Genomic DNA, 16,464 nt, shown 5'->3' with positions numbered 1-16,464 from the left:
ATGGTTATGCCTAAGGGCTTTGACCGGAGAGGTTGGGGTTGAGATGCGAAAAACGTTTTCCTTATTCCTCTTGTTCGTCTTCCTGACCGGATGCGCCGCGACAAGCCGTGCGCCTCTGCCTGAAGACAAGCAGGAGCCTGCCGAATTGACATTGACGCCCGTCGACGCGTTCGAAGGAGATGCCGCCAAGTTGAAGCTGTTCCTCGGTCCGATGACCGGAGCCTTTACGTTAGGGTATACGGGCAGCAAACCTAAGGCCGACTTGGACATCGACATTTGGAAGAACGGGAGAAAGGCGGATTCGGCAGGCTCGATCGAGGATGTATTCTATAATCCGAATCCGGAGAAGCGCAAAGAGGCCGAGCTCATTATTTCGGTAACTACGGACACGGCTCCCGGCGATGGGAGGAACATGTTCGGCACGATCAAAATTTGCACGATCCATGATTCGGGCTCCAGTCTGGCGACCTTCACCATTCCGTGGGAGGAGAAGCTGACCGCGAGAGGGCTGATGCAGGGCGCGGGGACGAGTTCTTTCACGGACGATCAGCCCGTATACGTATTCGGCATGCAAGCTACGAGTACGAATATCATCCGAACGGCGGACTTATCGCCTGAATCGTTAAGAAATACGGAATGGGCGCTCGTGTTCACGTTACGGTTCGAGGAGTAGAGAGCGATTGAATCCTATGAGTCGCGGAGAGACCAAAGATTGCAGCGAAACCGGTTGGGCAGCCTCAAAAACAGGAACGTTATGTTGAACTCCCCCAAAGCGGTTCGGGAATTTCTAGAGAATGTAAAGTCGTCATCAACCTTACGGAACATGAAGAGCCGCGTAATCGCCGGCTCTTTTTTAGTTTAAACCAGCGTTGTGACCCGGAGTTGAACTAGAGGGAAACGGCGCAGCCGGGAGCCGGCGTCGTCTGGTACCGCGGCAATCAAACGCGCGGAAAACGGTAAATCCTGCAAAAATCTATATTGACAATGATAATCATTATCAATATAGTATAAATGATATTAATAATCATTCTCAGGAGGTCATTTCATGGTAGGGAAAGTATTCACGCGCGGGATGTTGGCCGCCGCGCTGCTGCTGACGCCGGCGCTGGCAAGCACCGGCTCGATCGTTTCCGCCGCAGGAAGCTCGATCAAAGTAACGCTGGACGGAAAAGCGGTGCCAATGAACGCGCAGCCGCGCATCGTCAACGATTATACGCTCGTGCCGTATGCCAGCATCGTCTCGGCGCTGGGCGGCAAGGCGACTTGGAACGCGTCGACCAAGACGGTCACCGTCGCGAGCAAGGACGTGAACGTCGAATTGACGGCGGGCGTGAAGAAGGCCGTCGTCAACCATGCGACTCAACCGCTGGACGCGGCTCCGTCCATCGTGAACGGCACCATGTTCGTGCCGCTTCGCTTCCTCTCCGAAACCTTCGGCAAATGGGTCAGCTACAGCAAACCGGCCGCCACGATCGCCCTCCGCAGCGAGCTCGCCGTGACGACCAGCTCCGGTCCGGTCACGTTGAAGAAGAAACCGAGCCGCATCGCGACGCTTTCTTCGTCGGATACGGAGATCATCTACGCGCTCGGCAGCTCCGTCGTGGGGCGCCCGACCGCGCTCGGCGCCGTGTATCCGCCTCAAGCCGCGTCCGCTCCGGAGATCGGCAGCACGCACGGCATTCTGTTCGAGAAGCTCGCGGCCGCCAAGCCGGATCTGGTCATTGCCAGCCCCGCCCTGCAATCCCAGAAGGCGACGATCGAGGCATTGGGCGCGCAGGTGATCTTCAACGCCCACAATACATATCCCGAAATTCAAGCTTCGGTTCGCTTGTACGGCAAGATTCTCGGCAAAGAATCGAGGGCCGACCAGTTGATCAAAGGCATGGACGCGAAGGTAAGCGGCCTGACCAAACCCGCGGCCGCTCCGAAAACGCTCATCGTGTACGGAGCGCCGGGCAGCTTCGTCGTCGCGCTGCCGTCGAGCTATCCGGGCAATTTCCTGGCGCTGGCCGGAGGGAAGAACGTTGCCGCGAGCTTTCCGAAAATGGACGAGATGCCGCAATACGCCGAGCTGAGCCTGGAGCGCATCGTCGCGGCGAATCCCGACCTGATTCTGCTGATCACGCACGGCGACGCGGCCGAGGTCAAGGCCAGCTTCAAGAAACAGTTCGAATCGAACCCGGCCTGGAAGAGCCTTGGCGCCGTGAAGAACGACCGGTTCGAGGTGCTGCCTTCCGATCTGTTCGCCGCCAACCCCGGTCTTCGCGCGCCGGAAGCGATATCGGCCATCAACAAAATCCTGCTGCAGGTGAAATGACGCGATGGCGGTCACGGTGTCTAACCCAATCGCCGCGCCGGCGAAGAACCCGGCCTTAGCCCGAAGCGGCGCGGTGCTGATGATCGGCATCGCCCTGCTGTTCTTGGCCCTGTTAGTCGGCTTGATGTCCGGCGCGATCGCGATTCCGGCCCGCGAGGTCGTGAACGCCTTGTTCCGCGCCTCGGATTCGGAAGCGCGCCAGATCGTCTGGAATCTTCGGCTTCCCCGCGTGCTGACCGGCATGCTGGCCGGCATCTGCCTGAGCGTCGCCGGCGCGTTCCTGCAAGGGGTGTTCCGCAACCCGCTCGCGGATCCGGGAATCATCGGCGTGTCGTCGGGCGGCGGCTTGGCGGCGGTCGTCATCATGATTTTGTACCCGGAGCAGATCGCATACTTGCCGATCTCGGCCTTCCTCGGCGCGCTGGCGGCGGCCGCGGTCGTCTATCTGCTGGCGTGGAAAGGCGGCGCTTCGCCGATCCGGCTCATCCTGGCCGGCGTCGCGGTCAATTCGCTGCTCGGCGCGGTCATGGCGGGACTCATGATTCTGAACAGCGAGAAGGTGCAGGCGGTGCTCCCGTGGATGTCCGGCAGCTTGAACGGACGCAGCTGGCCGCACTTCGACAGCCTGCTGCCGTATACGGCGATCGGCTTGGCCGCCTCCGTCTTGCTGGTGAAGCAGGCGAACCTGCTCGTCCTGGGGGATGACGCGGCGAAGGTGCTTGGCACTCGCGTCGAGCTCAGCCGGCTGTGGATCATTCTGCTCGCCACGTTCATGGCGGGCGCGGCGATCAGCATCGTCGGCATGGTGGGATTCGTCGGCCTCGTCGTTCCGCATGTCGCCCGGCTGCTGGTCGGCAGCGACTACCGGATCTTCCTCCCCGCGTCCGCTATCGGTGGCGGCGCGCTGGTCGTGGCCGCGGATACGGCAGCGCGGAGCTGGTTCGATCCCATTGAATTTCCCGTGGGCATCCTGCTTGCGGTGCTGGGGGCGCCGTTCTTTCTTTATTTGCTTCGGAAGGGGGCGAGACGATGACGGAAGCCTTGCGGGCATCGGACTTGGCATACGGCTACCAGGCGCAGCCCGTCGTGAACGGATTGGACTTGTCGGTCGCCAAAGGCGAGTGGGTCGGCATCGTCGGCCCGAACGGCTCCGGCAAGTCCACCGTGCTTCGGATGCTGGCGCGCCTCTTGGCCCCGCAGCGGGGAACCGTCTGGCTGGAGGGGCAGAACATCGCGCGGCTGCAGCCCAAATCGGTCGCCAAGCGTCTGACCATGCTGGCGCAATCGCAGGAGAACGCGCTGGATATGACCGTCCGGGAGCTGGTACGCCGTGGCCGGAATCCGCATCTTCGGTGGTATGAGGAATGCCGCGGGGCGCATGAAGCGGTCGTCGACTGGGCCATCGCGGTTACCGGTCTCGAGCGGCTCCAACACCGTTCGCTGCCGGCGTTGTCCGGCGGCGAACGGCAGCGCGCCTGGCTGGCGATGAGCATGGCGCAAACCCCGGAAACGCTGCTGCTGGACGAGCCGACCACCTACCTGGACATCGCGCATCAGTTGGAGCTGATGGAGCTGATTCGCAAACTAAACGTCGAGAAGGGGATCACCGTCGTCATGGTCATTCATGACCTGAATCAAGCGGCGCGTTACTGCAGCCGAATCGTTGCCGTGAAGCAAGGTGCCGTCGTGGCGGAAGGCGCGCCGGCGGCGGTGTTCCGGCCTGCCTTCTTCCGGGACGTATTCGGGATCGAAGCGAAGGTCTTCCTGGATGACGGCGTACCGGTGTATCTGCCTTGCGGCATAGCCCGATCCTAACCGGCGGAAGGCCGCATTTGCGAAGGCAAGCCAAGCTTGTTACGATAAGAACGAAGGAAGCTATAATAGGAAGAAGCGAAGGAGCGGAGCGGCATGATTCTCGTGGAAAATCGGATTGAAGTGAAAAAAGGTTTCGGTGAAGGCGTGATGGAACGCTTTCGTCAGCCGAAAATGGTGCATACGTTTCCGGGGTTCGTTCGCATGGACGTCCTGTACAGCGTCAATGAAGCGGGCAACGACGAGATTCGGGTATGCACGACCTGGGAGAACGAGGATTCGTTCCAAGCGTGGGCGAGCAGCCAGGCTTTTCGCGGCGCGCATGGCCGCCGGGACGAGGAGTCCGCGCGTTCGGCGGGCGAGACCCCTTCGGGACAGGCTCGCGGCGGATCGCCGCAAGCGAACGAAGGCGGCCCCGTGATCGGCAACAAAGTCACGATTTATCAAGTATTCGTCTCTCACTTGCCGGAATCCGCCGCGCCTGCGGAACAAGCGTAGCGGATCCGCACTAGGACGCACGGATGGACCAGGAAGCCGCCGATCGGGGCGGCTTTTTGCTTGGGCACTCCACGAGATAACGACCGCGAAAATGTGCTATCATAGTGGAATCCGCGCATAATATCGACATCGCAGGAGGATGATAGAGAGATGGAAAAAGCAACCTTTGCCGGCGGGTGTTTCTGGTGCATGGTTACGCCGTTCGATGAACTGCCCGGCATCCTGGGGATCGTATCGGGCTACACCGGGGGTTCCAAGGAGAATCCGACGTACGAAGAGGTAAAGACCGGCGAGACCGGGCACCTCGAGGCGGTCCAAATCACGTTCGACCCTTCGCTGTTCCCTTACGAACGGTTGCTGGAACTGTTCTGGCAGCAAATCGACCCGACGGACGCATTCGGGCAATTCCATGACCGGGGGACGCAATACGCGACCGCGATCTTCTGCCATAACGACCGGCAAATGGAGCTGGCCGTTCAATCGAAGCAAGCGCTTGAAGCCAGCGGGCGGTTCGATAAACCGATCGTTACGAAAATATTGCCGTCGGCGGCCTTCTATGAAGCCGAAACGTACCATCAGGATTACCACAAGAAGAATCCGAAGCATTATAACGAAGACCGCGAGAAGTCCGGCCGCGATCGGTTCATTCAAGACAATTGGACATAATATGCGTAACGAAGCCGCGGGTGACGCGGCTTTTTTTTATGGCTTTCGCGCTTTCGCGCGCTTTGAAAATCGCAGGGCTAAGCTTCGAACCGTTTTTATCCTTTCACAAAATCAGGCTGTTCGTCGTTATAAGAATGAGCGTACTTTCATGAAGCGGAGGGAACGGCGATGATCAAGGAATTAGCGAACGAAACGGAATGGCTCGAAGGCTATCCGGTCATGCATGAATTGCGAACCCATCTCGGCCAAGACGCGTATCTTGCTTGTCTGCGCACGATGAGGGAAGAAGGCTATACGCTGCTGGCTTTGTATGAACGGGACGAAATCGCGGCATTAGCCGGCATCTGCATGCTGACCAATTTTTATTTCGGGAGGCACGTGTTCATCTACGATTTGGTCACCAAGTCTTCCATGCGATCCAAGGGATACGGAAACGAGCTGCTCGCGCATGTCCATCGGTACGCGAAGGAACACGGGTGCGGAATCGTGGCTCTGGGCTCGGGATTGGCGAACCTCGATGCCCATCGGTTCTATGAAACCAAGATGGGTTACGAGAAGACGGCCTACTCCTTCATTTGCCGCGTTTAACGGAGCCTCGCGGCGGCTTGCGGCTTATAATGTGAAGTTTTTCACGTGCGACGGCGAACCCGAACGCATGCGCTTGGGATCCGGCGGCAGACGGGAGATTCCGAGCGAAACCAGACAACGAAGACTCGGGAGGACGGGAACATGAGCAAACGCATTTTAATTCTGGGCGCCGGTTACGGCGGCCTTCTCAGCGCGCTTTCCGCTCGCGCATGCTTTTCGGCGGAGGAAGCCTCGATTACGGTCATTAACCGCTACGATACGCACCAGATCGTGACGGAGCTGCATCGTTTGGCGGTAGGCAATATCGCGGAGAAAGCCGTTACCTTGCCGCTCGCCAATCTGTTCAAGGACAAAGACATCCGCCTTGTAATCGGAACGGTGACCGCGATCGATCCGGACGGCCGCCAAGTCGTGCTGGAGAACGGAAGCACCTTCCCGTACGATGCGCTCGTGCTTGCGCTCGGCAGCGAATCGGATTTCTTCGGCGTGCCGGGCCTGCGGGAGAATAGCTTCACGCTGAAATCCGTGGCGGACGCGAAGCGGATTTTCGCTCACGTCAACTACAAAATCGCCGCTTACGCGACATCGAAGCGCAAAGCGGACGCGACGTTCGTCATCGGCGGCGGCGGCTTGACGGGGGTCGAACTTGTCGGCGAGCTGGCGGACGAGCTTCCGCGTCTATGCCGAACGCACGGCGTCGACGTCTCGGACGTGTCCGTGTACCTCGTCGAATCCAAGCCGTCCATTCTTTCGACCTACTCCGCGGATCTCATCAGGCGCGCGGTAACCAGCCTCGAGGCGCGCGGCGTTCGCTTCCTGCTGGGGCTCAGGATCGCAGGGCTGGACGGGACGACGGTCAGCCTGAGCGACGGCCGGACGATCGAAGCCGGCACGGTCCTGTGGGCCGGCGGGGTGAAAGGCAGCCCGCTTGTGGCGAATTGCGGAATTGCGGTCGACCGCGGACGCGCCTCGGTGAACGAATATCTGCAATCCGTCTCGCACCCCGAGGTGTTCCTTGCGGGCGACTGCGCCGTCGTGATGGGACCGGATGGCCGCCCTTATCCGCCGACGGCACAGCTGTCCTGGCAAATGGGCGAGCATGTCGGGGCGAACCTGTTCGCGTACTTCAAAGGCGCCAACATGACGCCGTTCGAGCCGGTCAATTCCGGTTCGCTCGCCAGTCTGGGGCGCAAGGACGGCATCGGTTGGATCGGCGAAAACGGCATCGAACTGAAAGGCTTGCCGGCAACCTTGATGAAAAAAGCGAGCGACGTGCGCTATCTGGCGCACATCGACGGCTTGTTCTCGCTGGCCTATTGAGCGGCTGCGGCCGCTAACCCAACCCCCGGACGCGAACCGGGGGTTTTTCGCGTTTGTCAGTCGCTGCCACAGGCTCTATTTGTATGTTTTTCCACTTCGGGGGGACAATGAACGGAAGAATCAAGAAGCGAAAGGATTGATTCGAAGTGGATACAGTCCCGCCATTATGGAAGGAACTGAAGGAATCGGCGGATTTCGTATGCTACGAGCATTTCATGAACGCGGAACGGGTATTCATCGGGTATATCAAAACCTTAACGGACATGGAAACGGTTCAGCGTCAGATTCTAAGCTGCCTAAGCGACCATCCCGGCCTAAGCTTCAACGAAATGTATGCCGTCATTCCCGTGGCGGAAAAAGAAATCGCCCATGACTGGAAGATCATTCAAGACAACATTTACCGCGGCTACGTGGCGGTTCAATTCGGTCTTCAAAGCCATCGTTGCATGCTCATTAACGCCGCGATATCCAAAGGGCGCAGCGTTACGATTCCGGAAGTCGAATTTACCGTGGAGGGACCCAAAGAAGCCTTCGTCGAGTCCTTGGACATCAATCTGAATTTGATTCGGACGCGCGTTCCGGTCCCGGAGCTGCGCATCCGGGAGATGACGATCGGGAGCGTCTCCAAGTCCAGAGTCGCGGTCGTGTACCTCAAGGGCATCGCAAACGAAGCGTATTTGAATACGTGCGTGCAGCGGCTTGAAGACGTGCGCTTCGATCAAGTTACGGACAGCACGCTGCTTCAGCAAATGATCGAGGATAATTCCAACTCGATCTTTCCGCAGTCGATCGGCACCGAAAGGCCCGACTACGTTGCCTGGGCCTTGTCTTCGGGCCAAATCTGCATCCTAAAGGACGGGTCCCCCGCTTCGGTGTTTGCGCCGGTCAACTTCTGGTCCTTTTTCATTACGTACGAGGATTATTATTTGCCCTGGATTATTGCTTCCCTGCTGCGGATGATTCGGTTTTTCTCCGTCTTTTTTTCCGTGTTTGCCTCGCCCTTGTACGTGGCCGTGATCACGTATCACGGCCAAGGCGTCTCGAACGTGTTCTTGCCGACGATCGTATCATCGCGAATCAACGTGCCGTTTCCTCCGATCGTGGAAGTGCTCATTATGGAGCTCGTCATTGAATTGCTGCGGGAAGCGGGGGCTCGCTTGCCTTCGAAGATCGGACAGACGATCGGCATCGTCGGAGGCATCGTGCTCGGTACGGCTGCCGTCGAAGCCGCGCTGACGAGCAACTTTTTATTGATCATCGTCGCGTTATCCGCCTTGGCTTCGTTCACGACGCCGATTTTTCGAATGAGCGCCACCATCCGGATGCTTCGGTTTCCCTTTATTTTCGCCGCGCAAATCTGGGGGCTGCTGGGGATATTCATCTGTACCTTGGCGCTGGTTGCGCACCTGCTGCGGTTAACGTCTCTCGGGATGCCGTACTTGGTCCCCCTCTATCCGTTCCGCAAGGCCGACTTGTACGATACGGCGATTCGGCCGCCATATTCCAAGTTCCATCATCGGTTCAGCTTTTTTAGGTCGCCGAACCCCGTCCGTTTCGAGCGGAAGAAGGCAGCGGCCAAAAAAGACATCGACGATTGAACCGTTCCGGGAGTGAAGAAAGGTGAAAACAACCGAACACCCGCGACTAACCATATCGGCTTTCCTCGTGTTCGTGCTGATACAAGCGATGCAGTTCGGACCCGAGTATTTGTCCATGTCGATCAAGCCGATTCAATGGGCAGGCCAAGACGTCTGGATGTCGGTCCTCCTCTGCGGGCTCGGCTTCCACGTGATCATATGGATGATGTACCAAGTGCTCAACTACAGCGGTACGGACCTGATCCATATTCATCTTCAATTGTTCGGCAGGTGGGCGGGCGGGGGGCTCAATCTAGCCTGCGTCGTTTACTTTCTGCTCGTGGCTTGTTTTCAATTGCGGTTATTTATCGAGGTGATTCAAGTATGGCTGTTTCCGGATCTGACGACCTGGCCGCTGGCCGCGGTACTGCTGCTGCTCGTGTATTACATCGTTGCCGGGGGCTTTCGGGTAATCGTGGGGATTTGCATGTTCAGCATGCTCCGCTATATCACCATCTTAGCGTTGTTTTTTCCGGCGATGTATTTTCATTTTAACAATTTGACGCCGATACTCGATCATTCTCTCCGGGAGATTTTCCAAGGAGGCAAGCAATTGACGTTTCCCTACCTGGGCGTGGAAGCCATTCTGTTCTGCTACACCTTCGTCAAATCGCCGGAAACCTCGCAGAAATGGGCGCACGGGGCGAATTTGCTTACCACCTTTTCGTATCTCTGCATTCTGTTCTTTGCTTTATTGATGTTTAAACCCGAACAATTGTCGAATGAAATATGGCCGCAATTAACGAAGTACAAGTTCATTCACTTCCCGTTTATCGACCGCTTCGAATATATCGGCGCCGCCTCCCAGATCTTATGGATTATCCCGATCACCTGCTTCTGTCTATGGGTTTCAAGCCGAATAGGCCGGGTGATGTTCGCGATGAGGCAAGCGTCGATCCTGCCGTTTTTGATCGCGGCGGTCTTTGCCGCCGTCTGCCTTATTCCCGGCCGCAGCCGGATCGAAGACGTTCAAGCCTTATTGACCATCGTCGGTAATTACCTGATTTTTGCCTACGTTCCGTTCTTGTATCTGGTCGTCTTGATCCGAACGAAAGGGAGAAGAACGGCATGATTCGGATCATCCTGCTGCTGCTGCTCTGTCTTTCGTTAACGGGCTGCGTGAAACAAGATATTTTGGAAAAAACCACGATATCGTTTGTCAGCGCATTCGACGAAGCGCCCGGGGATCAGCTCGAATTGACGCTAGCGCCGCCGAAGTTTCAAGCGGGCAAATCCAGAACCGTCTCCAATCTGCTGCTTTCGAAGGTCGGCCATACTAGCAGAAGCATCACCGAACTCATGAACATGCAGCTGAATCGGCCGATCAAGACCGGGAAAATATCGGTGGTCTTAATCGGGAAGGCCGTTGCGGCCAAGGGGATTTCAAATGAGCTGGACGTTCTTCTGCGCGACGCGCTCTCGTCGCGCAAAATGTACGTGGCGATTGTCGATGGACAAGCGAAGAAAGTGCTGCAAACCAATTTCAGTTCAAATCTCGAGAAAGGGATGTATTTGTTCGATTTGCTCGATATGAACGTCCGAACCGGCTTAGTCCCCCGGGCTAATCTGAACGATTTCGAATACGCGTATCTGGGCAAAGGCATGGATCCTTTTTTGCCGATCCTTAGCTTGCGGGGCGACCAAGCGGTGATATCGGGATTAGCGTTATTCAAGGATGACCGCTACGTCTCGTCGCTGAACGAACAACAAATGCGAGTCGTGAAGCTTCTGCGCGAAAACACGAAATACGGCATACTCGAGGCGCGGCTTCAAGACGGGACCTACTTCGCCGTCAAAAACGTCGGGTCCAAAGTGAAGTATCGCGTCAGTCGGGATAAGAACCGTCCGAGCCTGCTGATCACCCTTCGTTTGAACGCGGAAGTGATCGATTCCAAGGGGATCCGGTTAACCGGCCTTGAGCATCGGAGGTTTCAAGACAGTTTGGAGAAGGAGCTCGTCACGACGGGGACGGGGCTCATTCGCCAATTCCAAAATGACGGCATCGACCCGCTCGGACTGGGGGATTTCGTGCGGAGCAAAACGCGGCATTGGAGCGAAGCGGCGTGGAAGCAAGCATACCCGGCGGCAAACGTGAGCCTGAAGGTTCATGTGGTATTGACGGAAACGGGGATCAGAAAATAAGGCATCCGGCCAGGCAGGACGGGTGCCTCTTGTTCAGCGAATCGCCGCTTAGAATCTCATTTTGATCATGAATAATAAATAAAACATAACCGGTACTCCTACGAGAGCAGATAGTGCCGCGATGAACGCGCGTACGTTCTTCTCTTCCCGAAACAGGAATCGTAAAGACGCGCACGCAAAAATACCGATCCATCCGCCTAAGCCGTTTAACAGGATATCATCAATATCCGCCGTTCCGATGCCCAATAGCCCCTGAATGACCTCCACGGCTAAACTCATGCTGAGTATCAGCAATAGATGGCTTCGTCCGCTATGATTGTTCCGCAATACGGACACATACACGCCAAGAGGAATGAAAATAAGTATATTGCCGCCCACGTTAGCAAGTGCGAATTGTTTTAAATTGACGGAGCTGCCGGATAGGAAGTCGCTTATGCTGGATAAAGGAACGAGATTGATGGACCGAACAATAGCCCGCTGGCCATCGAATAGCTCCAAGATCGAAACTCTCGAGAAGAACAGGATTTTCATTAACAAAACGATGTAACAGATGAATACGCCATATAAAATGACCGTTATTATGCTTTCTCGTCTAATCATACCCTCATAAGTTCCCCTTTTTCATCCTTCGCAACCAAAGATAGGCGAAGCAAGCCTGCCTGGTCAAGCCTCTTTTAGCGGCGATCGATGACCTGCGTGAGCTTCGCTAGGACGAAGATAGCGTAATTTCTTAAAATTTTTAGGCGCGATTTCTTAACTATTTCTCAAATTTGCGGCATGCAGCCGCCACGAACCGCAGAGAGCGTTTTAGGAGCGGCGTTTAGGTTAGGAGAGACGGCAGCGATCTTATATATTTAGTTTACACTTAATTAAGTGTGTGCTACATTATTGGTGTGATTACCGCCTGCGAGATCGAAGCGTATTCCACCAGGATCGGCGGCGGGTCCGGGATTCAAAAAACGCTACTTTCAGAGAGGTGATTTCGACAAATGACGGGAACGAATTTTACGGTGATGCATGCGGGAGCGTTTGAGGGTCTTCTAAATGTGCCGGAAGGGCCGCCAGGAAAGTATTATCTCAAGGACAGGCTTGGACTGACCGGCATGGAGGTGTCGCTTAATCAATTGCCGCAGGGAGGAGCGGTTCCGTTCTACCACAGACATCGCGATAATGAGGAGCTGTACCTTTTCATAGGCGGCCGGGGCCAGTTCCAGGTGGACGGGCATATCTTTGAAGTCACGGAAGGAACCGCGATTCGCGTTGGCCCTGATGGAGAACGCGCGCTCCGCAATATCGGTACCGGGGATTTATTGTTCATCGTCGTTCAAGTCCAAGCCAACAGTCTTCGCCGGTGGGAGAGGACGGATGCCGTCATTCCGGATAGGCCGGTGGACTGGCCGGTTGCTTGAAGCGGAAAGAAACGATGACCGGGGCGGGGGTCGCGATCGCCTAAGTTGAAAAAGGATGAAACGAAAGGCGTCAATCCTCGTTATACAGCATATAGGAAGATACGGAGGTGTTCAAATGGATTTGCTGAAGGGCGTCGGAAAGCTGGCGGGCGATCTCACGGGAAGAGTACTTGGCGGTACGGTGCGCGTTGCCGGGGAGCTTGTCCATAGTGACTACATCAAAGAAATCGGTAACGACGTGGAACGAGTGACGGCGAAGACGGGCGAGCTCGCAGGCCGAGCAGCGAGCGGGGTATGGGATGTTGGCGCCGGGTTAATAACGTCGGATAAGCAGCAGGCGAAGACCGGATTCGAGGATCTTGGAGATGCGGTCACGACAACCGTCAGAGGTGCCGGCCAAGGCATCGAATACGTGGTCCAAAGCGGGAAGGAAGTTGTGACCGGCATGAAGGAGAACGATACGCGGTTGATGAAAGAAGGCGCCAAGAAGCTCGGCAAAGCAGCCGCGGTATCCATCATTGCCGTCGGTGTAATCGACATGGTTGATGGTCCGGACGGCATGGATTCGTCTGAGACAACCTAATCGCCTCTTGAAAAAACGGCAGCCGACGGCTGCCGTTTTTCGTTATTTTCCATGCACCCAATCAAGTTCATTGCAGAGTTCGTTATAATCCTCCAAACCATCATAGATGCAAAAGTTACTAGGGGGACTGTTTCTTGGCGAATACTCATAGAGCAAGATTTGGCCGTTTTTTAGCTGCCAAGCCGTATGAATCCGCAGCAGCCTTTCGCCTTCGATGATAATTTCTTCTACAATGCTTCTGATTGCTTGGTTGGAGTACAAGGCAGCATTTTCAATATCGGCAAGTTTCATGAACATTTCCTCCGCGCGTTTGACATGCGTACATCCTGATCATGGCACTTATCGGCAACTAACCTTTTCGGCTATCGTAACGTATGAAACCCCGTTCTCCAATATCTCCTGCTGTCTATTTGACTGACCAAATCTGATATACTATCCAGGGGAGGCGGTATCATGAATTATGAAGAATTGGATCGTATGTTATTTGAATTGACGGATCTGGAGATGAAATTAAAAGAAACCGATCTTACGGACGACGCCGTAAAAAGCCGGATTCTTGCTCGTGCCCTGTCAGCGAAAAGCCCCTCCGTCCAAAACGATTCTCATGGCGCCCCTGCTCCGGCTATGGCGATCACTCATCCTTCCATTTACCATTACACGTTGGAGGGGGATGTGCTTCGATTGCATGTCACGGGCGAAATGTTCGCCATCTCCAGGCATACCCGGTTTGTGCAAATGCCCGCGCACACCCATAACCTATTCGAGATGAATTACATCTACAGCGGTACCTTCTATCAAGATATTCAAGGGGAACGGTTCGAATTGAAAGAAGGAGATTTGATTATCCTCAATAAGAACGTGGAGCATTCCATTGCCAAATGCGGTGAAAATGACATTCTCATCAACTTTTTGGCGAAGAATGAATTTTTCGATCGTGCTTTCATCTACAACATCCTCGGGGATCATATGCTCGGTCAGACAATCGCTTCGATTATCGCGGATGCATCGAGAGAGAAGAACTTTTTATTGATCCATACGTCGAATAATTGGCAAATTAAACAAACGATTCAGAACCTGCTATGCGAGGCGTTCGGACATCAAGCGGCGAACCGGGAGATTATTAAAGCGTATTTGACCATTCTTTTCAGCCGATTGGTAGAAAGCGAAAGCTACCGATTGTTTGTAAACGACGGAGCACGCCAATCCGGTCTCTCCGTCATCGAAATCATCGCCTACATTCATAAACACTATCTAAACACGACATTGGCGCAGACGGCCGCGCACTTCGGGTACTCGGCGGAGCATATAGGCCGAATCATTAAGAACGTAACCGGGAAAACCTATTCTGCGCTCGTACAAAAACAAAAATTCATGCATGCGGCGTTGCAGCTTAAACTAACCAATCACACCGTGGAGGACATTTCCAAAGAAATCGGGTACAACAATTTATCCTTTTTCTATCGGAAGTTTCAATCCATATATGGGGTTACCCCAAAGGAATACCGCAGCTTGGCAATGCGGGGCGAAGGTATCGGGACACGAGAGAATCACAAAGAAACGTGAAGAAGGAGCTGCCGGCCGGCAGCTCCTTCTTCGCGCTTTCAGGATTGTTCCTTCAAACATGAGGGTACGGCTTTTGCGTGATGCCGACTTGGATTTTGATAAGGATGCATGGTTTGACGTTACCAGCTAAAGTGCTTTTTTCGGCCCAGCGTATCCGTAATATCGATCGTCAGATTGCGGATGCTCCACCGTCCGCGTTCGTAAGCATGGCCTTGGTCGTCAACGAATTTTGCCAGCGGCACGCTGGATTTGCCGGCGGTCATCATCGCCGCTTCATAGGTGTATTTGTCGTCAATGGTAAGCTTGGCATTGAACCAGACGAATCCGGTTTCGTTTTGGACAATCAGATGGTTGTTCGTAACGGAAATGTCGGCAATCGGAATCGAGCTCTTCGGAGCAGGGACGCATCCGGCCAGCACGATGGCCAGAAACACGATCAGCGAGAAGGATGCAGCGTCCCTGATGCCGGGTTTTCGAATGCAAGTCAGCAGGTTTGTCCGCATTATTGACGTTCCTCTCCATTGGATTCGACAGACAGGCCGAGGTCGAAGAACAGATTGGGCGCGCCGGGATGGCCGCGGTGTACTTCAACGGCAATTTCATTGGTCCCCTTCACGAGCTTGTTTAGATGGGCCTTGAGATCGATTCTCCGATAAGCGGTAAAGTCGTTCGGAATGGCGAGCGAGGATTCGGTTAGGACCCCGGTCAGGATGGCGTCTCGCGAGACTTCCTGACCGTTCAGATAGACAACGTAACCGTCCTCGAAGGCGATGTGCAGCGTCAATCCGGACAGCTTCTCCGGATCGCCGTTCCATTCAAACGTCTTGCGAAAATAATACGTCGGGGATGCGACGGTTTCCAGGGTCGATTGAATCGAGCTCTTCCGTTCCTTGTTATTCGTATAGCCTAAAGGCGCTCTGCCGGTCTTCCAGCCGGAATCGTCGTAGTCCGGACTGCGCCAATCGTAATCCGGCAGGGGAACCGGTTCCGTGCGCGACGTCTCGATGATCGGACCTTCTCCCACCAAGTCCACGCCATCCGGGATGGCGAATTTGATCGAATCGTCGCCGGCGTGATAACGCCATAAGGATTGAATGCCCACGAACGGAATTTCTTCTTTTTCCTTCAACGTGGCAAGGTCCCACGAAGCCAGATTATCCGCGTTCAGTTCCAGCTGATCCAATGGCTGTCCTTCTTCGTTCTCCGCTTTAATGGTCAGGGCGGTTTCATTCGCTTCCATTTCCGTAATAAACGGCTTTTCCTTCATTTCGGACAAGCCCCAGACGTCCCAGTCCTCATAATCGGAGGGGCGATAATCGGAAGGCTCTTGGGATACGCCTACATGAAGCGCGTAGACGGTATCGCGGATGAAAACCGCGCTTATTCCGGCTGTCCGGAGCGCCTTCCACACCTCGGGAAGCTTCGGATCTTCGCTTAGCCAGGCAAGGGCGAAGGTTTGCTTGTTATCGTTCATCGTCTTGCGGATCCATTCCAATTGGTTATCTCCCGGCTCTTGTAACCGACCGGCGTTCAGGAAGAAGAGCTTGGCGTTCCCTTGCTTAATCGCGTAAACGGATTTCCCGTAACCCGGAAGCGCCTCGGTAGGCACATGAGGATACGCTTGGTCGAACTTCTGCTCCGTCGTCGAACCGTCATAGATGGGGTACAACTGGAACGACCGCGCTTCCGGATGACTCTCCAACAAGCGGTTGGACGCGGCAAAATACGAGATGTCCCGGAAGTTCTTGATCCAATCTCCGATTTCCCCGTCCTGCTGGCTGAAATAGCCGAACCGAAACGTCGCGGAGGACGAGGCGGATGACTTGAAGCCCTCCATGGGTACCCTTGTCCAATAGAAGGAACAGAACAGCACGCCGATTAACGCGAGCAGCGATAAAGAAAGCTTATATTTGTAAAGAATCGCCATAA

18 protein-coding genes are annotated in these 16,464 nt (G+C 55.2%); 14 read left to right on the top strand and 4 right to left on the bottom strand.

Going from position 1 to position 16,464, the window contains the following annotated elements:
- Window positions 1-145: 145 nt before the first annotated feature.
- The 11 genes from I8J29_RS09900 to I8J29_RS09850 all read left to right on the top strand — a co-directional run bounded on the left by I8J29_RS09900 (window position 146) and on the right by I8J29_RS09850 (window position 10,980).
- Window positions 146-673, top strand: coding sequence for a hypothetical protein (locus tag I8J29_RS09900; protein ID WP_208847446.1), 528 nt, complete (start codon window positions 146-148; stop codon window positions 671-673).
- Window positions 674-1,045: 372 nt separating this feature from the next.
- Entirely contained in the window at window positions 1,046-2,317 is a 1,272-nt protein-coding gene (locus I8J29_RS09895; protein ID WP_208847445.1) for an ABC transporter substrate-binding protein, read from the top strand.
- A gap of 4 nt (window positions 2,318-2,321) precedes the next feature.
- A complete protein-coding gene (locus tag I8J29_RS09890; RefSeq protein WP_420831108.1) occupies window positions 2,322-3,350 on the top strand; it encodes a FecCD family ABC transporter permease in 1,029 nt (342 codons plus the stop codon).
- Window positions 3,347-4,132 (top strand): ABC transporter ATP-binding protein, encoded by a 786-nt coding sequence (locus tag I8J29_RS09885; protein WP_208847444.1) that lies wholly within the window; start codon window positions 3,347-3,349, stop codon window positions 4,130-4,132. Before I8J29_RS09890 ends, I8J29_RS09885 begins: the two co-directional genes overlap by 4 nt.
- Window positions 4,133-4,225: 93 nt before the next feature.
- On the top strand, window positions 4,226-4,627 hold the full coding sequence (locus I8J29_RS09880) for an antibiotic biosynthesis monooxygenase (RefSeq protein WP_208847443.1): 402 nt from the start codon (window positions 4,226-4,228) through the stop codon (window positions 4,625-4,627).
- A gap of 150 nt (window positions 4,628-4,777) precedes the next feature.
- The gene (msrA, locus tag I8J29_RS09875; protein WP_208847442.1) at window positions 4,778-5,293 is read left to right on the top strand and encodes a peptide-methionine (S)-S-oxide reductase MsrA; all 516 of its coding nucleotides are present in this window, start codon (window positions 4,778-4,780) and stop codon (window positions 5,291-5,293) included.
- Window positions 5,294-5,461: 168 nt separating this feature from the next.
- The gene (locus I8J29_RS09870; protein WP_208847441.1) at window positions 5,462-5,881 is read left to right on the top strand and encodes a GNAT family N-acetyltransferase; all 420 of its coding nucleotides are present in this window, start codon (window positions 5,462-5,464) and stop codon (window positions 5,879-5,881) included.
- A 141-nt stretch (window positions 5,882-6,022) separates the two neighbouring features.
- Window positions 6,023-7,201, top strand: coding sequence for an NAD(P)/FAD-dependent oxidoreductase (locus I8J29_RS09865; protein ID WP_208847440.1), 1,179 nt, complete (start codon window positions 6,023-6,025; stop codon window positions 7,199-7,201).
- Window positions 7,202-7,347: 146 nt separating this feature from the next.
- The gene (locus I8J29_RS09860; RefSeq protein ID WP_208847439.1) at window positions 7,348-8,799 is read left to right on the top strand and encodes a spore germination protein; all 1,452 of its coding nucleotides are present in this window, start codon (window positions 7,348-7,350) and stop codon (window positions 8,797-8,799) included.
- 22 nt (window positions 8,800-8,821) lie between these two features.
- Window positions 8,822-9,910 carry a GerAB/ArcD/ProY family transporter gene (locus I8J29_RS09855; RefSeq protein WP_208847438.1) on the top strand — a complete coding sequence of 363 codons (1,089 nt, stop codon included), beginning with the start codon at window positions 8,822-8,824 and terminating at the stop codon, window positions 9,908-9,910.
- The gene (locus I8J29_RS09850) at window positions 9,907-10,980 is read left to right on the top strand and encodes a Ger(x)C family spore germination protein (protein WP_208847437.1); all 1,074 of its coding nucleotides are present in this window, start codon (window positions 9,907-9,909) and stop codon (window positions 10,978-10,980) included. The genes I8J29_RS09855 and I8J29_RS09850 overlap by 4 nt, the downstream gene beginning before the upstream one ends.
- Before the next feature lie 48 nt (window positions 10,981-11,028).
- Here the strand turns inward: I8J29_RS09850 and I8J29_RS09845 are convergent, their stop codons facing one another.
- Window positions 11,029-11,478 carry a VanZ family protein gene (locus I8J29_RS09845; RefSeq protein ID WP_240546029.1) on the bottom strand — a complete coding sequence of 150 codons (450 nt, stop codon included), beginning with the start codon at window positions 11,476-11,478 and terminating at the stop codon, window positions 11,029-11,031.
- Window positions 11,479-11,969: 491 nt separating this feature from the next.
- On the opposite strand from I8J29_RS09845, the gene I8J29_RS09840 reads away from it, so the two are divergent.
- Complete coding sequence (locus tag I8J29_RS09840) at window positions 11,970-12,389, top strand: cupin domain-containing protein (protein ID WP_208847435.1); 420 nt, start codon at window positions 11,970-11,972, stop codon at window positions 12,387-12,389.
- Window positions 12,390-12,504: 115 nt separating this feature from the next.
- A complete protein-coding gene (locus tag I8J29_RS09835) occupies window positions 12,505-12,972 on the top strand; it encodes a hypothetical protein (protein ID WP_208847434.1) in 468 nt (155 codons plus the stop codon).
- A 42-nt stretch (window positions 12,973-13,014) separates the two neighbouring features.
- Here the strand turns inward: I8J29_RS09835 and I8J29_RS09830 are convergent, their stop codons facing one another.
- Window positions 13,015-13,263 (bottom strand): hypothetical protein, encoded by a 249-nt coding sequence (locus I8J29_RS09830; protein ID WP_208847433.1) that lies wholly within the window; start codon window positions 13,261-13,263, stop codon window positions 13,015-13,017.
- Window positions 13,264-13,425: 162 nt separating this feature from the next.
- Between I8J29_RS09830 and I8J29_RS09825 the strand changes: the two genes are divergently transcribed.
- A complete protein-coding gene (locus tag I8J29_RS09825; protein WP_208847432.1) occupies window positions 13,426-14,535 on the top strand; it encodes an AraC family transcriptional regulator in 1,110 nt (369 codons plus the stop codon).
- Between the two features lie 119 nt (window positions 14,536-14,654).
- Here I8J29_RS09825 and I8J29_RS09820 read toward each other — a convergent pair whose 3' ends face one another.
- On the bottom strand, window positions 14,655-15,038 hold the full coding sequence (locus I8J29_RS09820) for a hypothetical protein (RefSeq protein ID WP_208847431.1): 384 nt from the start codon (window positions 15,036-15,038) through the stop codon (window positions 14,655-14,657).
- Window positions 15,038-16,462, bottom strand: coding sequence for a hypothetical protein (locus I8J29_RS09815; protein ID WP_208847430.1), 1,425 nt, complete (start codon window positions 16,460-16,462; stop codon window positions 15,038-15,040). The genes I8J29_RS09820 and I8J29_RS09815 overlap by 1 nt, the downstream gene beginning before the upstream one ends.
- Window positions 16,463-16,464 lie beyond the last annotated feature (2 nt).

Source organism: Paenibacillus artemisiicola, assembly GCF_017652985.1.
Taxonomy (GTDB): Bacteria; Bacillota; Bacilli; order Paenibacillales; family Paenibacillaceae; genus Paenibacillus_Z; species Paenibacillus_Z artemisiicola.
Note: the sequence above shows the minus strand (reverse complement) of the source record. Positions and strands in the feature narration are given on the sequence as shown.